We start from the raw sequence: 19810 nt of genomic DNA, 5'->3' as shown, positions 1-19810 counted from the left end.
GGCGCCGAGGATGCCGCCGGCCGCTACGGTGGCGGCCCGACGGCGCACCCGCTGCCGCGGCGGCCCGCTGATCGTCGTCTCGTGCATGATGCCGTCCTCGTCGTAGGCGCCGCAGCGCGAACCGAGACCGCCTGTCGTGCGCGAACATCCCCGACGGCGCCGCACGGTCTGTCGGCACGATACCCCGTAGGCTCGGCCGCGCGGCCCGGTTCGCGGTGTCGATGTCGAGCGATCGGCGGGCCGCAGACGGCGCCCGCACGCGCAGGAGGACGATGGGGCTATGCACCGCACACCGCCGACTCGCGATATCGATGAAGCCAAGCTGGCGGTGACCCCGCCGAAAGAGCAGGCCGCCGGCGTCACGGCCGTCGCGGTCGCCCTCGACCGGGCCGTCGAGGAGATGGGCATCGTTCGCACGGCTCGCACCCTCACCCGGGTCAATCAGCGCCACGGCTTCGACTGCCCCGGCTGCGCATGGCCCGAACCCACCGGCCACCGCCGCCCGGCCGAATTCTGCGAGAACGGGGCCAAGGCCGTCGCCGAGGAGGCGACCCTGCGCACGGTCACGCCGGAGTTCTTCGCCACGCACTCGCTGGACGATCTCGCCGGCAAGACCGGGTACTGGCTGGGGCAGCAGGGACGCCTGACCCATCCGATGGTGTTGCGGCCCGGCGACACCCACTACTCGCCCATCGCGTGGGAGCAGGCCTATCGGCTGATCGCGGACACCCTGCGCGGCCTGGCCTCCCCGGACGAGGCCGTGTTCTACACCTCCGGGCGCACCGCCAACGAGACGGCCTTTCTCTATCAGCTGCTGGTGCGCAGCTTCGGCACGAACAATCTGCCCGACTGTTCGAACATGTGTCACGAATCCTCCGGCGCGGCGCTCACCCGGTCGATCGGCATCGGCAAGGGGTCGGTGTCGATCGACGATTTCGCCGCCGCGGATCTGATCATCGTGGCAGGACAGAATCCCGGCACCAACCATCCGCGCATGCTGTCGGCGCTGAGCACCGCGAAAGCGCACGGCGCCACGGTGATCGCGGTGAATCCGCTGCCGGAGACCGGACTGATCGGCTTCCGGGATCCGCAGACGGTGAAGGGTTTCACCTCCGGCGTCACCATCGCCGACGATTTCCTGCAGATCCGCCTCGGCGGCGATATGGCCCTGTTCCAGGGCCTGGCGAAACTGCTGTTCGACGCGGAGGATCGAGCACCCGGCACGGTGGTGGACCGGGTCTTCGTCGACGCGCACACCGCCGGATTCGCCGAATACGAAAAGCATATGCGCGCAGTCGATCTCGACGAGGTCGTCGAGGCGACGGGTCTGACCCGCGAACAGCTCGACCGCACGGCCGGGCTGCTGGCCCGCTCGAAGTCCACCATCATCTGCTGGGCGATGGGTCTGACACAGCAGCGCCACGGTGTCGCCACCATCGAGGAGGCGACGAATCTGCTGTTGCTGCGCGGCATGATCGGCAAACCGGGCGCGGGCGTCTGCCCGGTACGCGGGCATTCCAACGTGCAGGGCGACCGGACCATGGGCATCTGGGAGAAGATGCCCGAGAGCTTCCTCGACGCGTTGGATTCCGAATTCGGTATCACCGCCCCGCGCGAACACGGCTGGGACACCGTCGATTCCATCCGCGCCATGCGCGACGGGCGCGCCCGGGTGTTCATCGGCATGGGCGGCAACTTCGTCTCGGCGACGCCGGATACCGAGGTCACCGAGGCGGCTCTGCGCGCGTGCGAGCTGACCGTGCAGATTTCGACCAAACTCAACCGCAGCCACGTCGTGCACGGCCGTACCGCCCTGATTCTGCCGACCCTCGGCCGCACCGATCTCGATCTGCAGGACGGGACCAGACAGCAGGTGTCGGTGGAGGATTCGATGTCGATGGTGCATCTGTCCACGGGCCGGCTGCAGCCGGTGAGCGACGATCTGCGCAGCGAGGTCGCGATCGTCTGCGAGCTGGCCGCCGAGTTGTTCGGCCCCGATCACCCCGTGCCGTGGGAGCGGTTCCGGCGCGACTACGACCACATTCGCGACGCCATCGCCCGGGTGGTGCCCGGCTGTGCCGACTACAACCGGAAGGTGCGCGGCCGCAACGGTTTCCAGCTGCCACATCCGCCCCGCGACAACCGCGAGTTCCGCACCGCCTCCGGCAAGGCCAACTTCGCGGTCAACGACCTGCACTGGCCGCGGATCCCGCAGGGGCGACTGTTGTTGCAGACGCTGCGCAGCCACGACCAGTACAACACCACGATCTACGGCCTCGACGACCGCTATCGGGGCATTCACAACGCCCGCCGCGTCGTGCTGGTGCATCCGGACGATATCGCCGAATTCGGTCTCGCCGACGGAGATCTCGTGGATCTGATCTCCGAATTCAGCGACGGCGTCGAGCGCCGGGTCACCGGTTTCCGGATCGTCGGCTACGCCACGCCGCGCGGCAACGCCGCGGCCTATTACCCCGAAACCAACCCGCTGGTCCCGCTCGACCACGTCGCCGAGCGCTCCAACACCCCGGTGTCCAAGGCGGTCGTGATCCGGCTGGAGCCGCACCGCCACATCACCGCGTGACCGCACGGCGGCACCGACCAGAACTGCGAGGCAGCTTGTGAGCAGAGTAACCGCGCGCAGACCCACCCGGCGCATCACACCCGCCGGCATCGTCTCCCGGCCCGATACGCTGGCCGTGGAGGAGCCGCTGGAACTGCGCGTCGACGGGACGGCGCTGACCGTCACCATGCGCACCCCCGGCCACGACATCGACCTGCTGCACGGATTCCTGTTCAGCGAGAACATCATCGAGTCGGCCGACGACATCGTATCGGCGAGGTACTGCGCGGGCACCGACGACGACGGCCGCAACACCTACAACGTGCTCGATATCCAATTGCGCCGCGCGGTCACCGTCCGGCCCCGCGGATTCGTGACCAACAGTTCGTGCGGGTTGTGCGGCACCACCGCGCTCGATCAGGTGCGCACGCGCAGCCGCTTCCGGCCGCCGGCCGACGCGCCGCGCGTCGATCCGACGCTGCTGGCCACCCTTCCCGGTGAGTTACGTTCGCGTCAGGCGGTTTTCGATGCCACCGGCGGACTGCACGCGGCCGGGCTGTTCACCCCCGACGGCACCGCACTGGTCGTACGCGAGGACATCGGCCGGCACAACGCGGTGGACAAGGTGGTCGGCTGGGCGCTGCGCGAAGGGCGCGTACCGGCTCACGACACACTGCTGATCGTCAGCGGCCGGGCCTCGTTCGAGCTCGTCCAGAAGGCTGTCATGGCCGGCATTCCGGTCCTCGGCGCGGTCTCGGCGCCCAGTTCGCTGGCCGTCGACCTGGCCGCCGACAACGGGCTCACGCTGGCCGGCTTCCTGCGCGGCGACACGATGAACATCTACAGCGGGGTCGACCGGCTCGAGACCGCGCCCGCGGCGGCCACCGGCACCTGAGCCGCGAACCGGCGACCGGATCGACGCAACCCTGCTACCCTGCCAACTAGAACACGTTTCAATTTCCTTGGGAGTTCACATGGCAGCGCAGCAGATCCGCGAAACGGCCGAACGCTACGTGCAGTTGGTGGCCACCGGTCCGACCTCGGAGATCCTGTCGCTCTACGCGCCCGACGCCGTCGTCGAGGATCCGATCGGCAGCGACCCGCGCCACGGTCACGAGGCCATCGGCCAGCTCTATCAGGCGCTGGAGTCGATGGAGCGCAAGACCGAGCTGCACGCCGCCCGGATCGTGGGCAATCACGCCGCCGTTTCGTTCACCCTCGTCGGCGAGACCGGCGGCCACCGGATGACGCTCTCGGCGATCGACGCCATGGAATTCGACGAGCAGGGCCGGATCACGAGCATGCGGGCCTACTGGGGCCCCGACGACCTGATCAGCGAACAGATCTGAGTCCCGCGACCGCATCGCTGTCACGGTAGGCGTTCCACCTCTTGTTCATCCGTTTTGCCCGGCTTACCGTAAGGCGACAACCGGCGGACGGGAGGGCGCGCGATGCGGATTTCGGTACACGGCACGGGTGAGGGGGTCCGGGTGCGCATGCGCCTGGACGTCAATCGCCGCCGCTGGTTGATCACCAGAATCTCGTTGTGGCTGTTGGCGATCAACGGCGTCGTGGTCGGACTCTGGGCGCTACTGCTGCCGGAACCGTGGTTTCGCAGTTTCCCCGGCTTCGGGCTGAACTGGGTGGGCATGGACGGCCCCTACAACCACCATCTGGCCACCGACGTCGGGGCATTCTTCCTCGGCTTCGGCGCGGTCAGCCTGGCGGCGCTGTACTACCGCGACAGTGTGGTGGCCCGGGTCGCCGGGATCGGCTGGCTGGTCTTCGGAATTCCCCACCTCATCTACCACGCCGCGCACAAGCCGGAACAGATGAGCGGCGGCAATTTCACCCTCAGCCTGATCGCCGCCGTGCTGCTGCCGGCACTGGCCGCCGCCGTCGTCGTGGCGGCACCCCGGGAGCGCGCGCAACTGCGCGATCCGGCGCCGATGAATATCCGGTTCCCGCGCCGTCGTAGTAGGTGAAGCTACCGCCCAGCCGCCGCCGGGAAAGGCCCTCCGAACAGCAGTAACGGGCTCGCTCCCATCGGCGATGAGCAAGCATCGGAGAAAAGGTTCAACGGCGAACCACGGAAGGTCAACGGCGATCTTCGGCAACGGGCGCGACGGGGCAACCGGTCGTCACCGCCTCCGACCAGCTCCGCGCGCTACCGCCACAACTCGATACTTCTACTGCGAATCCGCGCCGGCATCGACGATGTCGGCGCGGGGAACCACCGCAAGCACCATCAGGGCGTTGAGGAATCCAGCCCGGTCCGCCGCATCCAGGCGGTCGAGCAGCGCTTCTTCCTTGGCCTGGATATCTGCCTGTGCCGCCTGCACCAGGGCCTGCCCCGCCTCGGTCACGGCCAGCAGGCGGGCCCGCCGGTCGGCCGGATCCGGATAGCGCTCGATCAGCCCGCGTTCCTGCAGATCGTCGAGGACGGCGATGATGCGGGTCTTGTCGGCGCCGATCTCCTCCGCGAGCACGCCCTGCCCTCGCGCCGGCCCCCGGCCCAGCGCCAGCAGCACCGAATACGCCCACATCGTCAGCCCGTGCGATTCGAGTACCGGCCGCTCGGCCGCCATCAGGGCACGTCCGAGCGGCACGATCATCGCCGCCAGATCGGGTCGCTGCGCATCCGCCATGCCGAACAAGATACGTGCTCGCCGGTCCGCTTCCGCCGCGGTCCGGCCGACTTCGCCGACGCCGCCGGGAGCTCGGGCGCCGGGATACGCAATTCCATTGGGCGAACGCCTATTTCGCGCCTACCGGCCACGACGGCGATCGGCCCAGCAGGCCGAGGATCCGAGCGAGCGGATCGGAGGGGTCGGTATTCGGCACCGCGGGCGCGAACGCCGAACCCGGCTGCAAGCGAAAGTCTCCGTCGGGCACCGCCTCGGCGATCCGCAGCGCGGGCTCCGCCAGTTCCGGATCCAGCTCGTAGGGCAGACCGATCGCCCGGGCCACATCCCACCCGTGTACGACGTAGTCGATGAGATGGAAGCCGATGGCCTGATCGCCCGCAGCGGTGAACCCGGGCCCGAATTCCGGAAGTGCGAAATCCCTTTCCAGCACACCGGTTTCGGAGAAGGCCGCCGTCACATCGGCCGCCGCCTCGCGATACACCGCCACCGGATCCGCCGGCGGATCCAGCTGCCAGACGGCCGGATCGCCACCGTGGCCACGCGCGGCGGCCGCGAAGCCGCGGTGCTGCGCGGCCATATGGGTGAGCAGTTGGGTCAGATCCCATTCGCCACAGGGTGTGGGCCGGTGCAGATCGCCACGGGCCACCTTCGACACGATCGTCACGCTGTAGTCGACCGCCTTGCGATCGAGTTCGGAAATACTAGTCATGAACTTATCGTATGCTGACGCTGATCATATGTCTACGCTTATGACTTCCTGGCTCACCGCGACTACGCTCGGGATTGATGAGACCGGCATCACATTTCTGCCCCGTCACATCGACGGACGGCGTCTCGTCCAAGGGGTGAACCGTCTTCCGAAGGGAGAATCATGAGTGCCACCCGCATCCCCCCGGTGCCGCCGCAGCAGGCGGGCCCACTGACCCGGTTCATGTACCGCGTCGGCAAGCGCAGGTTCGGCGAGGTGCCCGAGCCGATGGCCGTGCTCGCCAATCATCCGAAAATGCTCACGGCGTACGCGGCCCACGAGTCTTTGGTCGGCCGCGCCACCTCCGTCGTCCCCGACGATGTTCTCGAGATCGCGGTCTACCGGGTGGCCTGGACGATCGGCTGTTCCTGGTGCGTCGATTTCGGCACGATGCTCATGCGGCTGAGCCACCTCGATATCGACAAACTGAAGCAGATCGCGGACTACCAGACCTCGGCGGCCTACAGCGCGGACGAGCGCGCCGCGATCGCCTACGCCGACGCCATGACCGCCACTCCCACCACGGTCACCGATGAGCAGATCGAGGACCTGCGGGCCCGCTTCGGCGACGCGGGCGTGGTGGAGTTGAGTTACCAGATCGCGCTGGAGAATTCCCGCGCCCGAACATATTCCGCGCTCGGCATCACCGCGCAGGGCTTCAGCACCGATTCCTGTCGAGTGCCCTGGGCGCAGGACTGAGCGAGAAGCGATTCCGGATCGCGGGCACGAAAAAGGGGCGGGAGGTTCAGACCTCCCGCCCCTTTCGCAGCTTTCGGAAATGCTCCGGCGGTCAGGCCGACTTCTCGCGGCGCTCGGCCGCCTGGCGCTTGCGCGGCACGATGGTCGGCAGCACGTTGTCGTTGACCGTCTCGGCGTTGATGACCACCTTGGCCACATCGTCGCGGCTGGGGATGTCATACATCACCGGCAGCAGCACTTCTTCCATGATGGCGCGCAGACCGCGAGCGCCGGTGCCGCGCAGGATGGCTTGATCGGCCACGGCCTCCAGCGCGTCCTTGGTGAACTCCAGGTCCACACCGTCCATCTCGAACAGCCGGACGTACTGCTTCACCAGAGCGTTCTTCGGCTCGGACAGGATGCGGACCAGCGAATCCTTGTCCAGGTTGGTCACCGAGGCGACCATCGGCAGGCGGCCGATGAATTCGGGGATAAGACCGAACTTGATCAGATCCTCCGGCATGACCTCGGCGAAGTGGTCCGCGGTGTCGATCTCGGCCTTGGACCGGACCTCGGCGCCGAAACCGATGCCGCGCTTGCCGACCCGGTCCTGCACGATCTTCTCCAGTCCGGCGAAGGCGCCGGCCACGATGAACAACACGTTCGTCGTGTCGATCTGGATGAACTCCTGATGCGGGTGCTTGCGCCCGCCCTGCGGCGGCACGCTCGCCTGGGTGCCCTCCAGGATCTTCAGCAGCGCCTGCTGCACGCCCTCACCGGAGACGTCACGGGTGATCGACGGGTTCTCGCTCTTGCGGGCGATCTTGTCGACTTCGTCGATGTAGATGATGCCGGTCTCGGCCCGCTTGACGTCGTAATCGGCGGCCTGGATCAGCTTGAGCAGAATGTTCTCGACGTCCTCGCCGACATAGCCGGCCTCGGTCAGCGCGGTGGCGTCCGCGATGGCGAAGGGGACGTTGAGCATCTTGGCCAGCGTCTGCGCGAGGTAGGTCTTACCGCAGCCGGTGGGGCCGAGCATGAGAATGTTCGACTTCATCAGCTCGACCGGCTCGCCGCGGCTGTCGCGGCCCTTGTCACCGGCCTGGATGCGCTTGTAGTGGTTGTAGACGGCCACCGCCAGCGTGCGCTTGGCCGAATCCTGGCCGATCACGTACTGCTCGAGGAATTCCCGGATCTCGGCCGGCTTGGGCAGCTCGTCGAGTTTGACCTCACTCGACTCCGCCAGCTCCTCTTCGATGATCTCGTTGCAGAGGTCGATGCACTCGTCGCAGATGTACACCCCTGGTCCCGCAATGAGCTTCTTGACCTGCTTCTGACTCTTTCCGCAGAACGAGCATTTCAGCAGATCGCCGCCATCACCGATGCGCGCCATCTCGTGGGTCCCTACTTCCTTGTCCGCGTGCAACCGTCTGTCCCGGATGCCGACAAGCCGCCTTCGAACAACGCTACCCGCCGTGCATCCGATCAGTGTCGCGCGTCGATCGGATTCTCGCACTTCGGCGTATGTCGTCCGGGTCGGTCGTTTGTGCCGACACCCCATGAGCCAAGGTCCCTAGACCGACCGTACCCGGTCGACGCGACGGAGGTCGACAACTCGAGGATGTTTCTCGCGGAGAGAGTGTCGGAAAGCTCACCCGACACGCTCGCCACGACCCATCCCGGCTGCCGATCCGGGCGGTGCCGACCTCGCTCCGCCGCCCGGACCAGCGTCCGCGGAGCCCGCTCGCGAGCTCCGCGGCGGGGTCACTTCTTCTGGGCGCTCAGCTTGCGGTAGTCGAACACCGTGTCGATGATCCCGTAATCCTTGGCCTCGTCGGCGGTCAGGATCTTGTCGCGATCGGTGTCCTTGCGGATGGTGTCGGCGTCCTTGCCGGTGTGGCGGGCCAGCGTGGTCTCCATCAACCGGCGCATGCGCTCGATCTCGGCGGCCTGGATCTCCAGATCGGAGACCTGGCCCTGGATGCCACCCTCCAGCGACGGCTGATGGATCAGCACGCGCGCGTTGGGCAGGCAAGCCCGCTTACCCGGAGTACCGGCTGCCAGCAGCACCGCCGCCGCCGAGGCCGCCTGGCCCAGGCAGACCGTCGCGACATCGGCACGCACGTACTGCATGGTGTCGTAGATGGCCATCAGCGAGGTGAAGGAACCACCGGGCGAGTTGATGTACATCGTGATGTCGCGGTCGGGATCCAGCGACTCCAGCACCAGCAGCTGCGCCATGATGTCGTTGGCCGAGGCGTCGTCCACCTGCACGCCGAGGAAGATGATGCGCTCCTCGAACAGCTTGTTGTACGGGTTGGACTCCTTGACGCCGAAGCTCGAGTGCTCGATGAACGACGGCAGAATGTAGCGGGCCTGCGGGCTCGCCGGTGCGATACCGGACAGACCGGCACGCGGATCGATCAGGGTCATCTTCTTCTCCAAAGTCGATGGGGGATGAGCGGTTTCGCGCTCAGTTACCGGCGCCGTTCGCCTGCCGTGCATTGGTGATCACGTGGTCGATGAAGCCGTACTCCAGGGCCTGGGCCGCGGTGAACCAGCGGTCGCGGTCGGCGTCGGCGGTGACCTGCTCCACGGACTGGCCGGTGTGCAACGCCTGCAGCTCGTTCAGTTCCCGCTTGGTGTGGGCGAGCTGTTCGGCGTAGATCGAGATGTCGGCCGCGCTGCCGCCGATGCCGGCGGAGGGCTGGTGCATCATGATCCGGGTGTGCGGCAGCGCGTAACGCTTGCCCTTGGTGCCCGCGGTGAGCAGGAACTGGCCCATCGAGGCCGCCAGGCCGAACGAGATGGTCGCGATATCGCACTCGGCGAACTGCATGGTGTCGTAGATGGCCATACCCGCGGTGACCGACCCACCGGGCGAGTTGATGTAGAGCGAGATGTCGCGGTTCGGGTCCTCGGCCGTGAGCAGCAGGATCTGCGCGCACAGCTTGTTGGCGATGTCGTCGTCGACCTGGGTGCCCAGGAAGATGATGCGGTCGCGGAGCAAACGCTCGTACACCGAATCACTGAGGTTGAGCCCAGCAGTCGCGGATGTCATGACCGGCCCCGACTTCAAAGGTGCCACAGCCTGATTGATTGTCACGGATACCTGCCCTCTCTCGCCGGCACGATGCCTGCCGGCACAGCCTCTGTCCAATATGCGGTCTTCCGGGGCCCTTCGTGGTTACGCAAGCTACCGCCTCCGTCCCCGACGCTCGACCGCGGCCTGATTCGGTTGACACAAACCCTAACGAAACAAGGCGGCACCGAACTCCCGGTACCGCCTTGCTTCGCTTACAGCTGACTCATATGTCGCCGATGGCTACTCGGCGGCGTTCTCGGCGCCCTCGGAATCGGACACCGCCTCGGCGGGCTCACCGAACATCTCGGCGGTGTCGACCGCGTTGCCCTCGGTGTCGGTGACCTTGGCCTTGATCACCACGCCGGCCAGCGCCTTACCGCGGCGCACGTCGGCGAAGATCGCGCCGAGCTGCCCGGCCTGCTGGATCTGCTGGATGAACTGTTCCGGCGCCATGCCGTAGCGCTGCGACTGGAACAGGATCCGCTCGGTCAGCTCCTGCTGGCCGACCTCGGTGTTCTCGGCTTCGGCGACCGCGTCCAGCAGCAGCTGGGTCTTCACCGACTTCTCGGCGGCCTCCTTGGAGTCCTTGTCGAACTCCTCGCGGGTGCTGCCCTGGGCCTCGAGCGCCTCGGCGAACTTCGCCTCGTCGTGGTCGAAGCCGTGCACCGCGTCGTGCAGCACGGCGTCGACCTCGGCCTGCACCGCGGCCTCGGGCAGCGGCACCTCGGTCTTGTCCAGCAGCGCCTCGAGCACCTTGTCCCGGATCTCGCCGGCCTGCTGCACCTTCTTGCTCTGCTCGACCCGCTTGCGCAGGTCTTCCTTCAGCTCGTCGATGGTGTCGAATTCGCTTGCCATCTGGGCGAATTCGTCGTCGGCCTCGGGCAGCTCGCGCTCCTTGACCGAGTTCACCTTCACGGTGATGACGGCTTCCTTACCGGCGTGCTCGCCGGCCACCAGGGTGGAGGTGAAGTCCTTGGACTCCTCCGCCTTCAGGCCGACGAGGGTGTCGTCGAGGCCCTCGATCAGCTGGCCGGAGCCGACCTCGTGCGACAGCCCGGAGGTGGTCGCCTCGGAGACCTCTTCGCCGTCCACGGTGGCCGACAGGTCGATGGAGACGAAATCACCCTCCTGCACGGCGCGCTCGACGCTCTTCAGGGTGCCGAAGCGCTGGCGCAGCGACAGCAGCTGCTGCTCGATGTCCTCGTCGCCGATGCTCAGCGGATCGACGGTGACCTCGATGCTCTCGAAGTCGGGCAGCGCGATCTCGGGACGGACGTCGACCTCGGCGGTGAAGGCCAGTTCGTCGCCGTCCTCGATCTTGGTGATCTCGATTTCCGGCTGGCCGAGCACCTTCACCTCGGAGGCGGTGACGGCCTCGCTGTAGCGCGCCGGCAGCGCGTCGTTGACGACCTGCTCCAGGATGGCGCCGCGACCGAGGCGGGCCTCGAGCAGCTTGGCCGGGGCCTTGCCCGGGCGGAAGCCGGGAATGCGAACCTGCTGCGCCAGCGCCCGGTACGCCTTGTCGAAGTCCGGCTTCAGCTCCTCGAAGGGCACCTCGACATTGATGCGGACCCGGGTCGGGCTCAGCTGCTCGACGGTGCTCTTCACGGACATGCTCCTTGTTCGTTGTTCACTGGTCTGTGTGGCCGCCGGACGGAGGTGTGATCCGCCGGCGACGATGTTCGGGTGCCGTGTGACGACGGCGTCGTTTCCCCCCGAAATCGCATCCCGATCAGGGTAGTCGACACCGGCCTGCACCCGACAATCGGCTATCCCACGTCCGGCGGGCGGGACTCAGCCGACCTTCACGGCATCGGTGACGAACACCAGGGTCTCGTTGGGCTTGACGCCCTGCCCGCCCTGGCCGTAGCCGAGGTCCGGCGGGATGATCAGCAGGCGGCGGCCGCCCTGTTTGATGCCGATCAGACCCTGGTCCCAGCCCGGGATGACCTCACCGGTGCCGAGGGTGAGCGGGAAGGTCTGGCCGCGATCGAAGGAACTGTCCAGCTTCTTCTTGTCCGACCAGGTGACCAGCGAATAGTTCATCTCCACCGGCCGGCCGCTCGCCGCCGCCGGGCCGGTGCCCTCGACGAGATCCTTGGTGACCAGCTGCTTCGGCGGATCGCAGTTGTCGGGAATGGTGATGGTCGGCGCCTGGCCGAAGCCGCCGGTGACGCCGATGTCGTCGGCGGTGCATTCGCGGCCGTGGCTCGCCGTCGGAGCCGCGGCGGCCGAGGTCGCGGCCGGGGCGTGGGTGCCGGGCGCGGTGGTCGACGGGCTCGCCGAGTTGTTGTCGTTGCCCCCGCAGGCGGTGAGGGCGACCGCGGCCACCGCGACGGCGGCCGAGCCGATGATCCTGGCCAAAGTCTGCATGCGCGGCACCCTAATCGGTGCGCACGGCGCTCTCGCGGTGGGCCCGGTAGCCTGGCCTCGAGTCTCCATCCGATGCGGTTACCGAACACCCCAGTGTGAGGAGCACGATCGTGACCGACTTGGCGAGTTCGGAAGGACGGGTCCCGGCCACCGATCCGACCGGAGCCGATACGGCGGCCGACAATATCGGCGGCAGCGGTGGCGCCACGATCGCGCCCGAACCGTATCGGCTGGCCGAGGTTCGCGGCCCGCTGTCACCGGACGAACTCGCCGATCTGGACGCGTGGTGGCGCGCGGCGAACTATCTCGCGGTGGGCCAGATCTATCTGACGGACAATCCCCTGCTGCGCACCCCGCTGACGGCCGAGCACATCAAACCGCGGCTGCTGGGGCACTTCGGAACCGTGCCGGGACTGAATCTGGTGTGGGCACATGCCAATCGGGCGATCCGGGCCCGCGATCTGGACGCGGTCTTCGTCGCCGGACCCGGCCACGGCGGCCCCGGACCCAACGCGTGTGCCTGGCTGGAAGGCACGTATTCCGAGCTGTACAGCAATATTTCGCGCGACGCGACAGGAATGGGCGCGCTGTTCGCGCAGTTCTCCTATCCCGGCGGCGTACCCAGCCACTGCGCGCCGGAGACGCCGGGCTCCTTCCACGAGGGCGGCGAACTCGGCTACTCCCTGTTGCACGCCTACGGCGCCGCGCTCGATCACCCCGACCTGACCGTGTTCTGCGTGGTCGGCGACGGCGAGGCCGAAACCGGGCCGCTGGCGACCAGCTGGCACGCGAACAAATTCCTGAATCCGGCGCGCGACGGCGCGGTACTGCCGATTCTGGCGCTCAACGAATACAAGATCGCGAATCCGACCCTGCTGGCCCGCATTCCGGAAGCCGAACTGCTCTCGCTGCTGCACGGTTACGGCTACGACCCGATCATCGTCGCCGGGCACGACCCGGCGACCGTTCACCAGGCGATGGCCGCGGCGCTGGATCGCAGCCTGGACCGCATCGCCGAATTCCAGCGCGCCGCGCGCGAGAGCGCCGACGGCACGCGTCCCCGCTGGCCGATGATCGTGCTGCGCACGCCGAAGGGCTGGACGTGCCCGCCGGTGGTCGACGGCGACCGCGTCGAGGGCACCTTCCGCGCCCATCAGGTCCCGCTCCCGGCCGCGCGTACCGACGACGATCACCGCCGCGTGCTCGGGCAGTGGCTGCAGTCGTATCGCCCCGCGGAACTCTTCGACGAGGACGGCCGGCCGTATCCGCAGTTGCTGCGCCAGGTTCCCCCGGGGCCGCGGCGGATGAGTGCCAATCCGGTGGCCAACGGCGGCGCCACGATGCAGGATCTGCGACTACCCGACTGGCGCCGCTACGGCGTCGAGGTTCGCGCGCCGGGCGCCACCTCGCACGAGGCCACCCAGGTGCTGGGCACCTGGCTGCGCGACATCACCGACGCCAATCGCGACAATTTCCTGATCTTCGCACCCGACGAATTGGCCAGTAACCGGCTTCAGGACGTGCTCACCGTGACCGGCCGCAATTGGCAGGCCGAGATCGGCGAATTCGATGTGAAATTGGACCGCCGCGGCCGCGTGATCGAGGTGCTCTCGGAACATATGTGCCAGGGCCTGCTGGAGGGATATCTGCTCACCGGACGGCACGGCGTCTTCACCTGTTACGAGGCGTTCATCCACATCGTCGACGCGATGTTCAACCAGCACGCGAAATGGCTGGACGCCAGTGGCGCGGTGCCGTGGCGCCGGCCCATTCCGAGCCTCAATTATCTGCTGACCTCTCATGTGTGGCGGCAGGATCACAACGGATTCACCCATCAGGACCCCGGTTTCCTCGATGTGGTGATGAACAAGCAGCCGTCGATCGTGCGCGTCTATCTGCCGCCGGACGCCAATACGCTGCTGTCGACCTACGACCATTGCCTGCGCTCCCGCCATTACGTGAACGTGGTGGTGGCCGGCAAACAGCCGCAGGCGGATTGGCTGTCGATCGAAGAGGCGAGGCTGCATTGTGCCCGCGGCGCCGGAATCTGGGAATGGGCCGGCCACAACGACGAGTCGGGCACGACACCCGATGTGGTGCTCGCCTGCGCCGGTGACGTACCTACTCTGGAGACGCTGGCGGCCGCCGCCATTCTGCGAGAACGGCTGCCGCAGTTGCGCATTCGCGTGGTGAACGTGGTCGATCTGATGCGGCTGCTGCCGGCGGACGAACATCCGCACGGCCTGCCCGATCGCGAATTCGACACCCTGTTCACCCGGGATCGGCCGATCATCTTCGCCTTCCACGGCTATCCCTGGCTGATCCACCGGCTCACCTATCGGCGCACCAACCACTCCGAGTTGCACGTGCGCGGATACAAGGAGAAGGGCACCACCACGACTCCGTTCGACATGGTGATGCTCAACGACCTCGACCGCTATCACCTGGTGATGGACGTGATCGACCGGGTTCCGGGGCTGGGCACCCAGGCGGCCGGCCTGCGCCAGGAAATGGCCGACGCCCGGTTGGCCGCGCGCATCTGGACGCGCGAACACGGCGCCGATATTCCGGAGGTGGCCGACTGGCGCTGGCCGTACGGCCGATAACCCTCGTCGTACCCGTCGAACAGCGCGGGCGGCCGTTCGGAGTTAGGCTCCGCATGTGCCCGCCGGGACGGGGGTGCGAACGAGGAACGGAAATACCGCATGGAACTGCGCTCTACCCCCGCGGTGGTCCCCGCCGTGCCGCCTGTCGATCCGACGCCCGCGGGCACGGCATCGTTCACCTTGCATTTCACGGGTTATCTCTATGCCGTCGGATTGCGCGACGCCTTCGCCGATCTGATCGCACGCCACGAACAGTTGCGAACGGTATATCCGATGCCCGGCTCGAGTGCCGCGCCCCGGGTTTTGTCCGCGACCACCGCGGTGTTGCCGCGACTGGTGCCGACGCCGGTGCCCGCCGCCGAATTATCGGCGGCGATCACCGAATTCGTGGAGACGGAAACGGCGGCGCCACTGTCGGTTCCGGTGCGGGCGAGAACTTTCCGGCCGCTCGGCGACGCCGAGGAGATTCCGCAACATCTGCTGGTGGTGATTCTGCGGCGGGCCGCGGTCGACCGCGTATCGCCGGCCCGGCTGGCGCGCGATCTCATGACCGCCTACGCCGCCCGCCGCCGCAATCTCATCCCGGCCTGGGACACGGGGCGCCCCACGCATCGGCTGACCGTCCACGAACTCCAGGGCGTACGGCTCATCGAAGCCGGCGGCGAGCGGTTCGCGGATACCTACCGCTGAACCTCAGCCGGCGGCGAGTACCTCGGTGAGCCGGTCCAGAAACGGCCGCTGACCGGCGACGATCTTCTCGCGAGCGAGTTCCGGTTCGAGCCACTCGACCCGATCGATCTCCGGGAACCTCTGCATCCGACCGGATCTCGGCGGCCACTGCATCTCGAAGGTGCCGGGGACCACCTGCTCCGGATCCAGGTCACCGGCCACGGCCCACACGGTGACCTGCTTGCGGGAACGACCGCTGCCGTACTGCGACTCCCCCAGCGCGATCCACTCGCCCTCGGGCACGGGCAGGCCCAGTTCCTCCGTGAACTCCCGCGCCGCGGCGGTCCGGGCATCCTCGGAATCCGGCTCGTACTCCCCCTTCGGCACCGACCAGGCGCCGGCATCCTTGCGTGCCCAGTACGGACCACCCATGTGCCCGAGCAGGACCTGCAGCCGCGGAGCCTGCCGGAACAGCAGAACGCCCGCACTGTATTTCGACGCCGTGGCCATGGTCGCAGTCTGCCGTACCGGACGGGGGTCGTGGCGGTACAGGGCCGCCACCGCCGCCCTGTACCGCCCGGATTACCGGGTCGGCGCCGTCAGGTCGTACACCTTGGTGCCGCCGACATCGGTGGCCGCGTAAGTACTCTCCACCCACTGGGCGATCCGGCTCGCCTCCGACGTCGCACCCGATCCCGGGCCGCGGCGCTCGGAACCGACGAAGTAGTGGATCCGTCCCTGTGCGACATCGGCACGGAATCGATCGAGGGTCGGGGACGGATCGCCGCCACCGAAGCCGCCGATCGGCATGACCGCGTAACCCGAATCGAGCTGCAGGTCCGCGGCACCCATCGAGCTGATGGCCGCGGCCGCCCACGTGTACCCGGCGCCGTTGTTCTTCAGCAGATCGATCAGCTGCTGATTCGTCCGCTGCCCCATACCCGGACCGGCCGGACGGTCGGCGGCACCGCGTTCCGTGGCACCGGGTCCGGCGGCCGCCGGGTCGCCCGGTCGCGACATCCGGCCCGGTTGTGCGGGAGATCGGTTGGCGTCGGCCGAATCCGAGCCGTCGTCCGCCGGCCCGCCGCTGGGCCCCGCCGGGGCACATCCGCTCGGCCCAGCGGGACCGCACGCGCCGGCCGGCCCGCCCGGTCCGAAACCGAATCCGAAGCCACCGCTGGTCTTCGGTCCGGCGAGGACGATGCCGCCGTTGTGGGCGGAGGCGATGGTCTGGGTCGAATAGGCCACCGGTGCGGCGATCGCGACGAGCACCGCGAGAACGGCCGTCCAGGCCGCCGTCCGGCGCGGCTGCGGCATCACCAGCGCGACGGTCGCGACCGCGCCCGCGACGCCGACGATCCACCGCAACCACGGCACGAAATCCGGAGTGCGATCGAGCACGATCACCGCTGTGACCGTGGTCAGCGCGGTGGCCGCGGCCAGCACGACGCGGACGCCGAGCCGATCACGCTGCCGCCACAGCACCACCGCCCCGATCGCGGACGCGCCGGCGACACCGGGTGCCAGGGCGACGGTGTAGTACTGGTGGAAGATTCCCTTCATGAAGCTGAACACCAGGGCGGTGACCAGCGCCCAGCCGCCCCACAGCAGCAGTGCGGCGCGCCGGGTATCGGTGCGGGACGCCTTGCCGCACAGCACGACAGCCGCGACGCACAGGATCAGCGCCGCCGGAATCAACCAGGCGATCTGACCGCCGACCGTCTCGCTGAACAGTCGCGTGATCCCGGCCTCCGAACCGAACGACGGTCCGTGGCCGCGGCCGCCGGGTCCGGGCGGACCGCCGAACCCACCGCCGGAATCAACCCCGAGTCGCTGCAGCCCGTTGTAGCCGAGGGTCAGCTCGATGATCGAATTGTGTTTCGAACCACCGAAATACGGCCGTGAATCGGCCGGCCACAACTGCGCGACCAGCACCCACCAGCCGGCACCGACCACCACCGCGGCTCCGGCGGCCAGCAACTGCAGCAAGCGCTTACCCAGCCGGGGCGGCCCGGCGAACAGATAGGTCAGCGCCAGCGCGGGCACGACCAGCAGCACCTGCAACTGCTTGGCCAGGAATCCGAGTCCGACGAAGCCGCCGCACAGCAGCAGCCAGCGCCACCGGCCGTCCTCCAGGGCACGCGTCATCGCCCATACGGCGGCGATCATCAGCAGAACCAGCAGCGCGTCCGGGTTGTTGTAGCGGAACATCAGCGTGGCCACCGGCGTCACCGCCAGCGCGAACCCGCCGAGCAACCCGGCGCCGGGACCGAAGGTCCGGCGTAGCGTCGACCAGAGCAGGGCGACCGCGGCGACCGCGATCAGCACCTGCGGGATCAGCATGCTCCAGCTGTTCATCCCGAAGAGTCGGGCCGAGATCTCCATCGGCCACAGCGACGCCGGCGTCTTGTCGACGGTGATCGAATTGCCCCAGTCCGAGGAACCGAAGAAGAACGCCTTCCACGATTTCGCCCCGGACTGCACCGCGGCGGCATAGAAGGAATTGGCCCAGCCGTTCGCACTCAGATTCCACAGATAGGCGATCGCGGTGCCGCCCAGCAGCGCGGCGAGTCCCAGATACTCCCACGGCAGCCTCCGGGTCCCGCCCCGGCCGGGCGTCGCCACCCCGTCCGCGGGGCGGCCGGGCGCGATAGCAGTTTCGGTCATGGCTGCCATGATGGTCGGCCGTGCCCCCGCTGTGCTGGGACGCCGCTGGGAGAAACCTGTGAACCCGCCCCGTGACATCCCCCGCCGCCCGGTCATCCACACCGGTTGTCGAGGAGAGAACCGTCACCCTCGCGCGATGGGGGAGAAACGGCCCCGACGGGATAGTCTTAACCGGGAGTATCGGTTATTCGTACTCCCTCCGTCGTGGATGTCTACTCTTCGCGTCGGCCACCCAGCGGTCAGCCTTCGTGCGGGCCACGAAGCTCAGCGTCGCTGCAACCGCGGCTCCGCTGCCAACCCAGCGCCGCTGCGGTTCACCTCTGCTGCTCGAAAGGCACCACGACTACTCATGACGACTCGTTCATCGACGCCTGCCGCCACCTTCGACACTCTCGGCGTCGGCGCGCCCCTGTTGCGCGCGCTGGCCGCGCAGGGTTTCAGCGCACCGTTGCCGATTCAGGCCGCTACGCTTCCGGACACGCTGGCCGGCCGCGATGTGCTCGCTCGCGGGCGTACCGGCAGCGGTAAGACCCTCGCCTTCTCGATTCCCATGGTCGACCGGCTGCACCGGCTCGGTCACCGGCGCCTCCCGGGCCGCCCCGCGGGTCTGGTGCTGGCGCCCACCCGCGAGCTCGCCACTCAGATCGCGGCGACTCTCGAACCGCTGACCGATGCGTGCGAGTTGCGGGTGGTGACGGTGTTCGGTGGCGTGCCGCAGGCCCGGCAGGTCCGCGAATTGCGTTCGGGCGCGGATATCGTCGTCGCCTGCCCGGGCCGCCTGGAGGATCTGATCAAACAGGGCTTGGTCGCCCTGGACGAGGTGCGGATCACCGTGTTGGACGAGGCCGACCACATGGCCGATCTCGGCTTCTTGCCCGGTGTCACCCGAATCCTCGCCGCGACCCCGGCCGACGGTCAGCGGATGCTGTTCTCCGCCACCCTGGATAACGGGGTGAACAAGCTGGTGCAGCGCTTTCTGCGAAACCCGTTGTCACACACCGTCGACGAGGCCCACTCCCCGGTGCCCGCGATGACCCACCACGTCTTCGAGATCGGCGACAGCGAGGCCAAGCGCGAACTGGTCCACACCCTTGCCTCCGGAACCGGGCGGCGAATTCTGTTCATGCGCACCAAACATCACGCGCGACGGCTGGCCAAGCAGCTCACCACCGCCGGAATTCCGGCCGCCGATCTGCACGGCAATCTGTCGCAGGTCGCACGCGACCGCAATCTGGCGGCCTTCGCCGACGGCACCACACGCGTGCTGGTCGCGACCGATATCGCCGCCCGCGGCGTCCACGTCGACGACGTCGAACTCGTCGTGCACGTCGATCCGCCCGCCGAGCACAAGGCCTACCTGCACCGCTCCGGGCGCACCGCCCGAGCCGGCAGCAGCGGCGACGTGGTGACGATCATGCTGCCGGAACAGCGCAAGGACGTCGCGGTCCTGCTGCGCAAGGCCGGACTCGACGTCCGCCCGCAACAGGTGCGTCCGGATTCCGCTCAGGTCACCGCACTGGTCGGCACGGTCGCCGCGCCGGTGGCTCCCACCGCCTCGAAACCCGGACGCGCCGAACAGAATTCACGCCGTCCCGCCTCGGGCGCCGACAGCCCGTCTCGCAGGCCGAGGCGGAGCCGCGGCCCGGCGGCGCGGAGCGAACGCCGCGAATCCGCGAACCACAGCGCCGCGACGGTATCCGCGGGCCGCACGGCAGCCGGACGCCACCGATCCGGGCACGACGGCGACCGAATGACGACGGCCACCACGGATAC

At 68.0% G+C, this 19810-nt stretch carries 17 protein-coding genes; 8 read left to right on the top strand and 9 right to left on the bottom strand.

Annotation, left to right across the window (positions count from 1 at the left end; translation table 11 throughout):
• Positions 1 to 280 precede the first annotated feature (280 nt).
• From NN2_RS33110 to NN2_RS33095, 4 genes are all read left to right on the top strand, one after another.
• Entirely contained in the window at positions 281 to 2584 is a 2304-nt protein-coding gene (locus tag NN2_RS33110) for an FdhF/YdeP family oxidoreductase (RefSeq protein ID WP_063018957.1), read from the top strand.
• A 37-nt stretch (positions 2585 to 2621) separates the two neighbouring features.
• Positions 2622 to 3458: a formate dehydrogenase accessory sulfurtransferase FdhD gene (fdhD, locus tag NN2_RS33105; RefSeq protein ID WP_063018955.1), complete on the top strand. Its 837-nt coding sequence runs from the start codon at positions 2622 to 2624 to the stop codon at positions 3456 to 3458.
• Between the two features lie 79 nt (positions 3459 to 3537).
• Positions 3538 to 3912 carry a nuclear transport factor 2 family protein gene (locus NN2_RS33100; protein ID WP_063018953.1) on the top strand — a complete coding sequence of 125 codons (375 nt, stop codon included), beginning with the start codon at positions 3538 to 3540 and terminating at the stop codon, positions 3910 to 3912.
• 102 nt (positions 3913 to 4014) lie between these two features.
• On the top strand, positions 4015 to 4548 hold the full coding sequence (locus NN2_RS33095; RefSeq protein WP_063018951.1) for a hypothetical protein: 534 nt from the start codon (positions 4015 to 4017) through the stop codon (positions 4546 to 4548).
• A gap of 204 nt (positions 4549 to 4752) precedes the next feature.
• Here NN2_RS33095 and NN2_RS33090 read toward each other — a convergent pair whose 3' ends face one another.
• Together NN2_RS33090 and NN2_RS33085 are read right to left on the bottom strand one after the other, a co-directional pair.
• Positions 4753 to 5211 carry a MarR family winged helix-turn-helix transcriptional regulator gene (locus tag NN2_RS33090; protein ID WP_063018949.1) on the bottom strand — a complete coding sequence of 153 codons (459 nt, stop codon included), beginning with the start codon at positions 5209 to 5211 and terminating at the stop codon, positions 4753 to 4755.
• Positions 5212 to 5320: 109 nt separating this feature from the next.
• Positions 5321 to 5920, bottom strand: a complete 600-nt coding sequence (locus NN2_RS33085) for a TIGR03086 family metal-binding protein (protein WP_063018947.1) — start codon at positions 5918 to 5920, stop codon at positions 5321 to 5323.
• A 162-nt stretch (positions 5921 to 6082) separates the two neighbouring features.
• Here NN2_RS33085 and NN2_RS33080 point away from each other — a divergent pair, with 162 nt between their 5' ends.
• On the top strand, positions 6083 to 6658 hold the full coding sequence (locus NN2_RS33080) for a carboxymuconolactone decarboxylase family protein (RefSeq protein WP_063018945.1): 576 nt from the start codon (positions 6083 to 6085) through the stop codon (positions 6656 to 6658).
• Positions 6659 to 6749: 91 nt separating this feature from the next.
• On the opposite strand, the gene clpX is transcribed toward NN2_RS33080, so the two are convergent.
• From clpX to NN2_RS33055, 5 genes are all read right to left on the bottom strand, one after another.
• The gene (gene clpX, locus NN2_RS33075; protein ID WP_063001068.1) at positions 6750 to 8030 is read right to left on the bottom strand and encodes an ATP-dependent Clp protease ATP-binding subunit ClpX; all 1281 of its coding nucleotides are present in this window, start codon (positions 8028 to 8030) and stop codon (positions 6750 to 6752) included.
• Between the two features lie 371 nt (positions 8031 to 8401).
• Entirely contained in the window at positions 8402 to 9070 is a 669-nt protein-coding gene (locus NN2_RS33070; protein ID WP_062962775.1) for an ATP-dependent Clp protease proteolytic subunit, read from the bottom strand.
• Between the two features lie 40 nt (positions 9071 to 9110).
• Complete coding sequence (locus NN2_RS33065; protein WP_062962776.1) at positions 9111 to 9698, bottom strand: ATP-dependent Clp protease proteolytic subunit; 588 nt, start codon at positions 9696 to 9698, stop codon at positions 9111 to 9113.
• A gap of 264 nt (positions 9699 to 9962) precedes the next feature.
• Positions 9963 to 11330 carry a trigger factor gene (tig, locus tag NN2_RS33060; protein WP_063018961.1) on the bottom strand — a complete coding sequence of 456 codons (1368 nt, stop codon included), beginning with the start codon at positions 11328 to 11330 and terminating at the stop codon, positions 9963 to 9965.
• A gap of 186 nt (positions 11331 to 11516) precedes the next feature.
• Positions 11517 to 12095, bottom strand: coding sequence for an FKBP-type peptidyl-prolyl cis-trans isomerase (locus NN2_RS33055; protein WP_063018943.1), 579 nt, complete (start codon positions 12093 to 12095; stop codon positions 11517 to 11519).
• 110 nt (positions 12096 to 12205) lie between these two features.
• On the opposite strand from NN2_RS33055, the gene NN2_RS33050 reads away from it, so the two are divergent.
• Both NN2_RS33050 and NN2_RS33045 read left to right on the top strand, forming a co-directional pair.
• Complete coding sequence (locus tag NN2_RS33050) at positions 12206 to 14701, top strand: phosphoketolase family protein (RefSeq protein ID WP_425437795.1); 2496 nt, start codon at positions 12206 to 12208, stop codon at positions 14699 to 14701.
• A 99-nt stretch (positions 14702 to 14800) separates the two neighbouring features.
• The gene (locus NN2_RS33045; protein ID WP_063018942.1) at positions 14801 to 15391 is read left to right on the top strand and encodes a condensation domain-containing protein; all 591 of its coding nucleotides are present in this window, start codon (positions 14801 to 14803) and stop codon (positions 15389 to 15391) included.
• Positions 15392 to 15394: 3 nt separating this feature from the next.
• On the opposite strand, the gene NN2_RS33040 is transcribed toward NN2_RS33045, so the two are convergent.
• A complete protein-coding gene (locus tag NN2_RS33040) occupies positions 15395 to 15880 on the bottom strand; it encodes an NUDIX hydrolase (protein WP_063018940.1) in 486 nt (161 codons plus the stop codon).
• 72 nt (positions 15881 to 15952) lie between these two features.
• A complete protein-coding gene (locus tag NN2_RS33035) occupies positions 15953 to 18037 on the bottom strand; it encodes a glycosyltransferase family 39 protein (RefSeq protein WP_082857446.1) in 2085 nt (694 codons plus the stop codon).
• Between the two features lie 349 nt (positions 18038 to 18386).
• On the opposite strand from NN2_RS33035, the gene NN2_RS33030 reads away from it, so the two are divergent.
• The coding region (locus NN2_RS33030; protein ID WP_156511542.1) for a DEAD/DEAH box helicase at positions 18387 to 19810 on the top strand (1424 nt) is incomplete at its 3' end.

The sequence above is a fragment of the Nocardia nova NBRC 15556 genome (assembly GCF_001613005.1).
Taxonomy (GTDB): domain Bacteria; phylum Actinomycetota; class Actinomycetes; order Mycobacteriales; family Mycobacteriaceae; genus Nocardia; species Nocardia nova.
This window is presented reverse-complemented; position numbering and strand designations above follow the sequence as displayed.

What these genes read in the sequence shown, in the direction of transcription:
- NN2_RS33110 (WP_063018957.1), top strand. Translation starts at nt 281, where the DNA reads ATGCACCGCACACCGCCGACTCGCGATATCGATGAAGCCAAGCTGGCG.
- NN2_RS33100 (WP_063018953.1), top strand. Translation starts at nt 3,538, where the DNA reads ATGGCAGCGCAGCAGATCCGCGAAACGGCCGAACGCTACGTGCAGTTG.
- NN2_RS33095 (WP_063018951.1), top strand. Translation starts at nt 4,015, where the DNA reads ATGCGGATTTCGGTACACGGCACGGGTGAGGGGGTCCGGGTGCGCATG.
- NN2_RS33090 (WP_063018949.1), bottom strand. Translation starts at nt 5,211, where the DNA reads ATGGCGGATGCGCAGCGACCCGATCTGGCGGCGATGATCGTGCCGCTC.
- NN2_RS33085 (WP_063018947.1), bottom strand. Translation starts at nt 5,920, where the DNA reads ATGACTAGTATTTCCGAACTCGATCGCAAGGCGGTCGACTACAGCGTG.
- NN2_RS33080 (WP_063018945.1), top strand. Translation starts at nt 6,083, where the DNA reads ATGAGTGCCACCCGCATCCCCCCGGTGCCGCCGCAGCAGGCGGGCCCA.
- clpX (WP_063001068.1), bottom strand. Translation starts at nt 8,030, where the DNA reads ATGGCGCGCATCGGTGATGGCGGCGATCTGCTGAAATGCTCGTTCTGC.
- NN2_RS33070 (WP_062962775.1), bottom strand. Translation starts at nt 9,070, where the DNA reads ATGACCCTGATCGATCCGCGTGCCGGTCTGTCCGGTATCGCACCGGCG.
- NN2_RS33065 (WP_062962776.1), bottom strand. Translation starts at nt 9,698, where the DNA reads ATGACATCCGCGACTGCTGGGCTCAACCTCAGTGATTCGGTGTACGAG.
- NN2_RS33055 (WP_063018943.1), bottom strand. Translation starts at nt 12,095, where the DNA reads ATGCAGACTTTGGCCAGGATCATCGGCTCGGCCGCCGTCGCGGTGGCC.
- NN2_RS33045 (WP_063018942.1), top strand. Translation starts at nt 14,801, where the DNA reads ATGGAACTGCGCTCTACCCCCGCGGTGGTCCCCGCCGTGCCGCCTGTC.
- NN2_RS33040 (WP_063018940.1), bottom strand. Translation starts at nt 15,880, where the DNA reads ATGGCCACGGCGTCGAAATACAGTGCGGGCGTTCTGCTGTTCCGGCAG.
- NN2_RS33035 (WP_082857446.1), bottom strand. Translation starts at nt 18,037, where the DNA reads ATGACCGAAACTGCTATCGCGCCCGGCCGCCCCGCGGACGGGGTGGCG.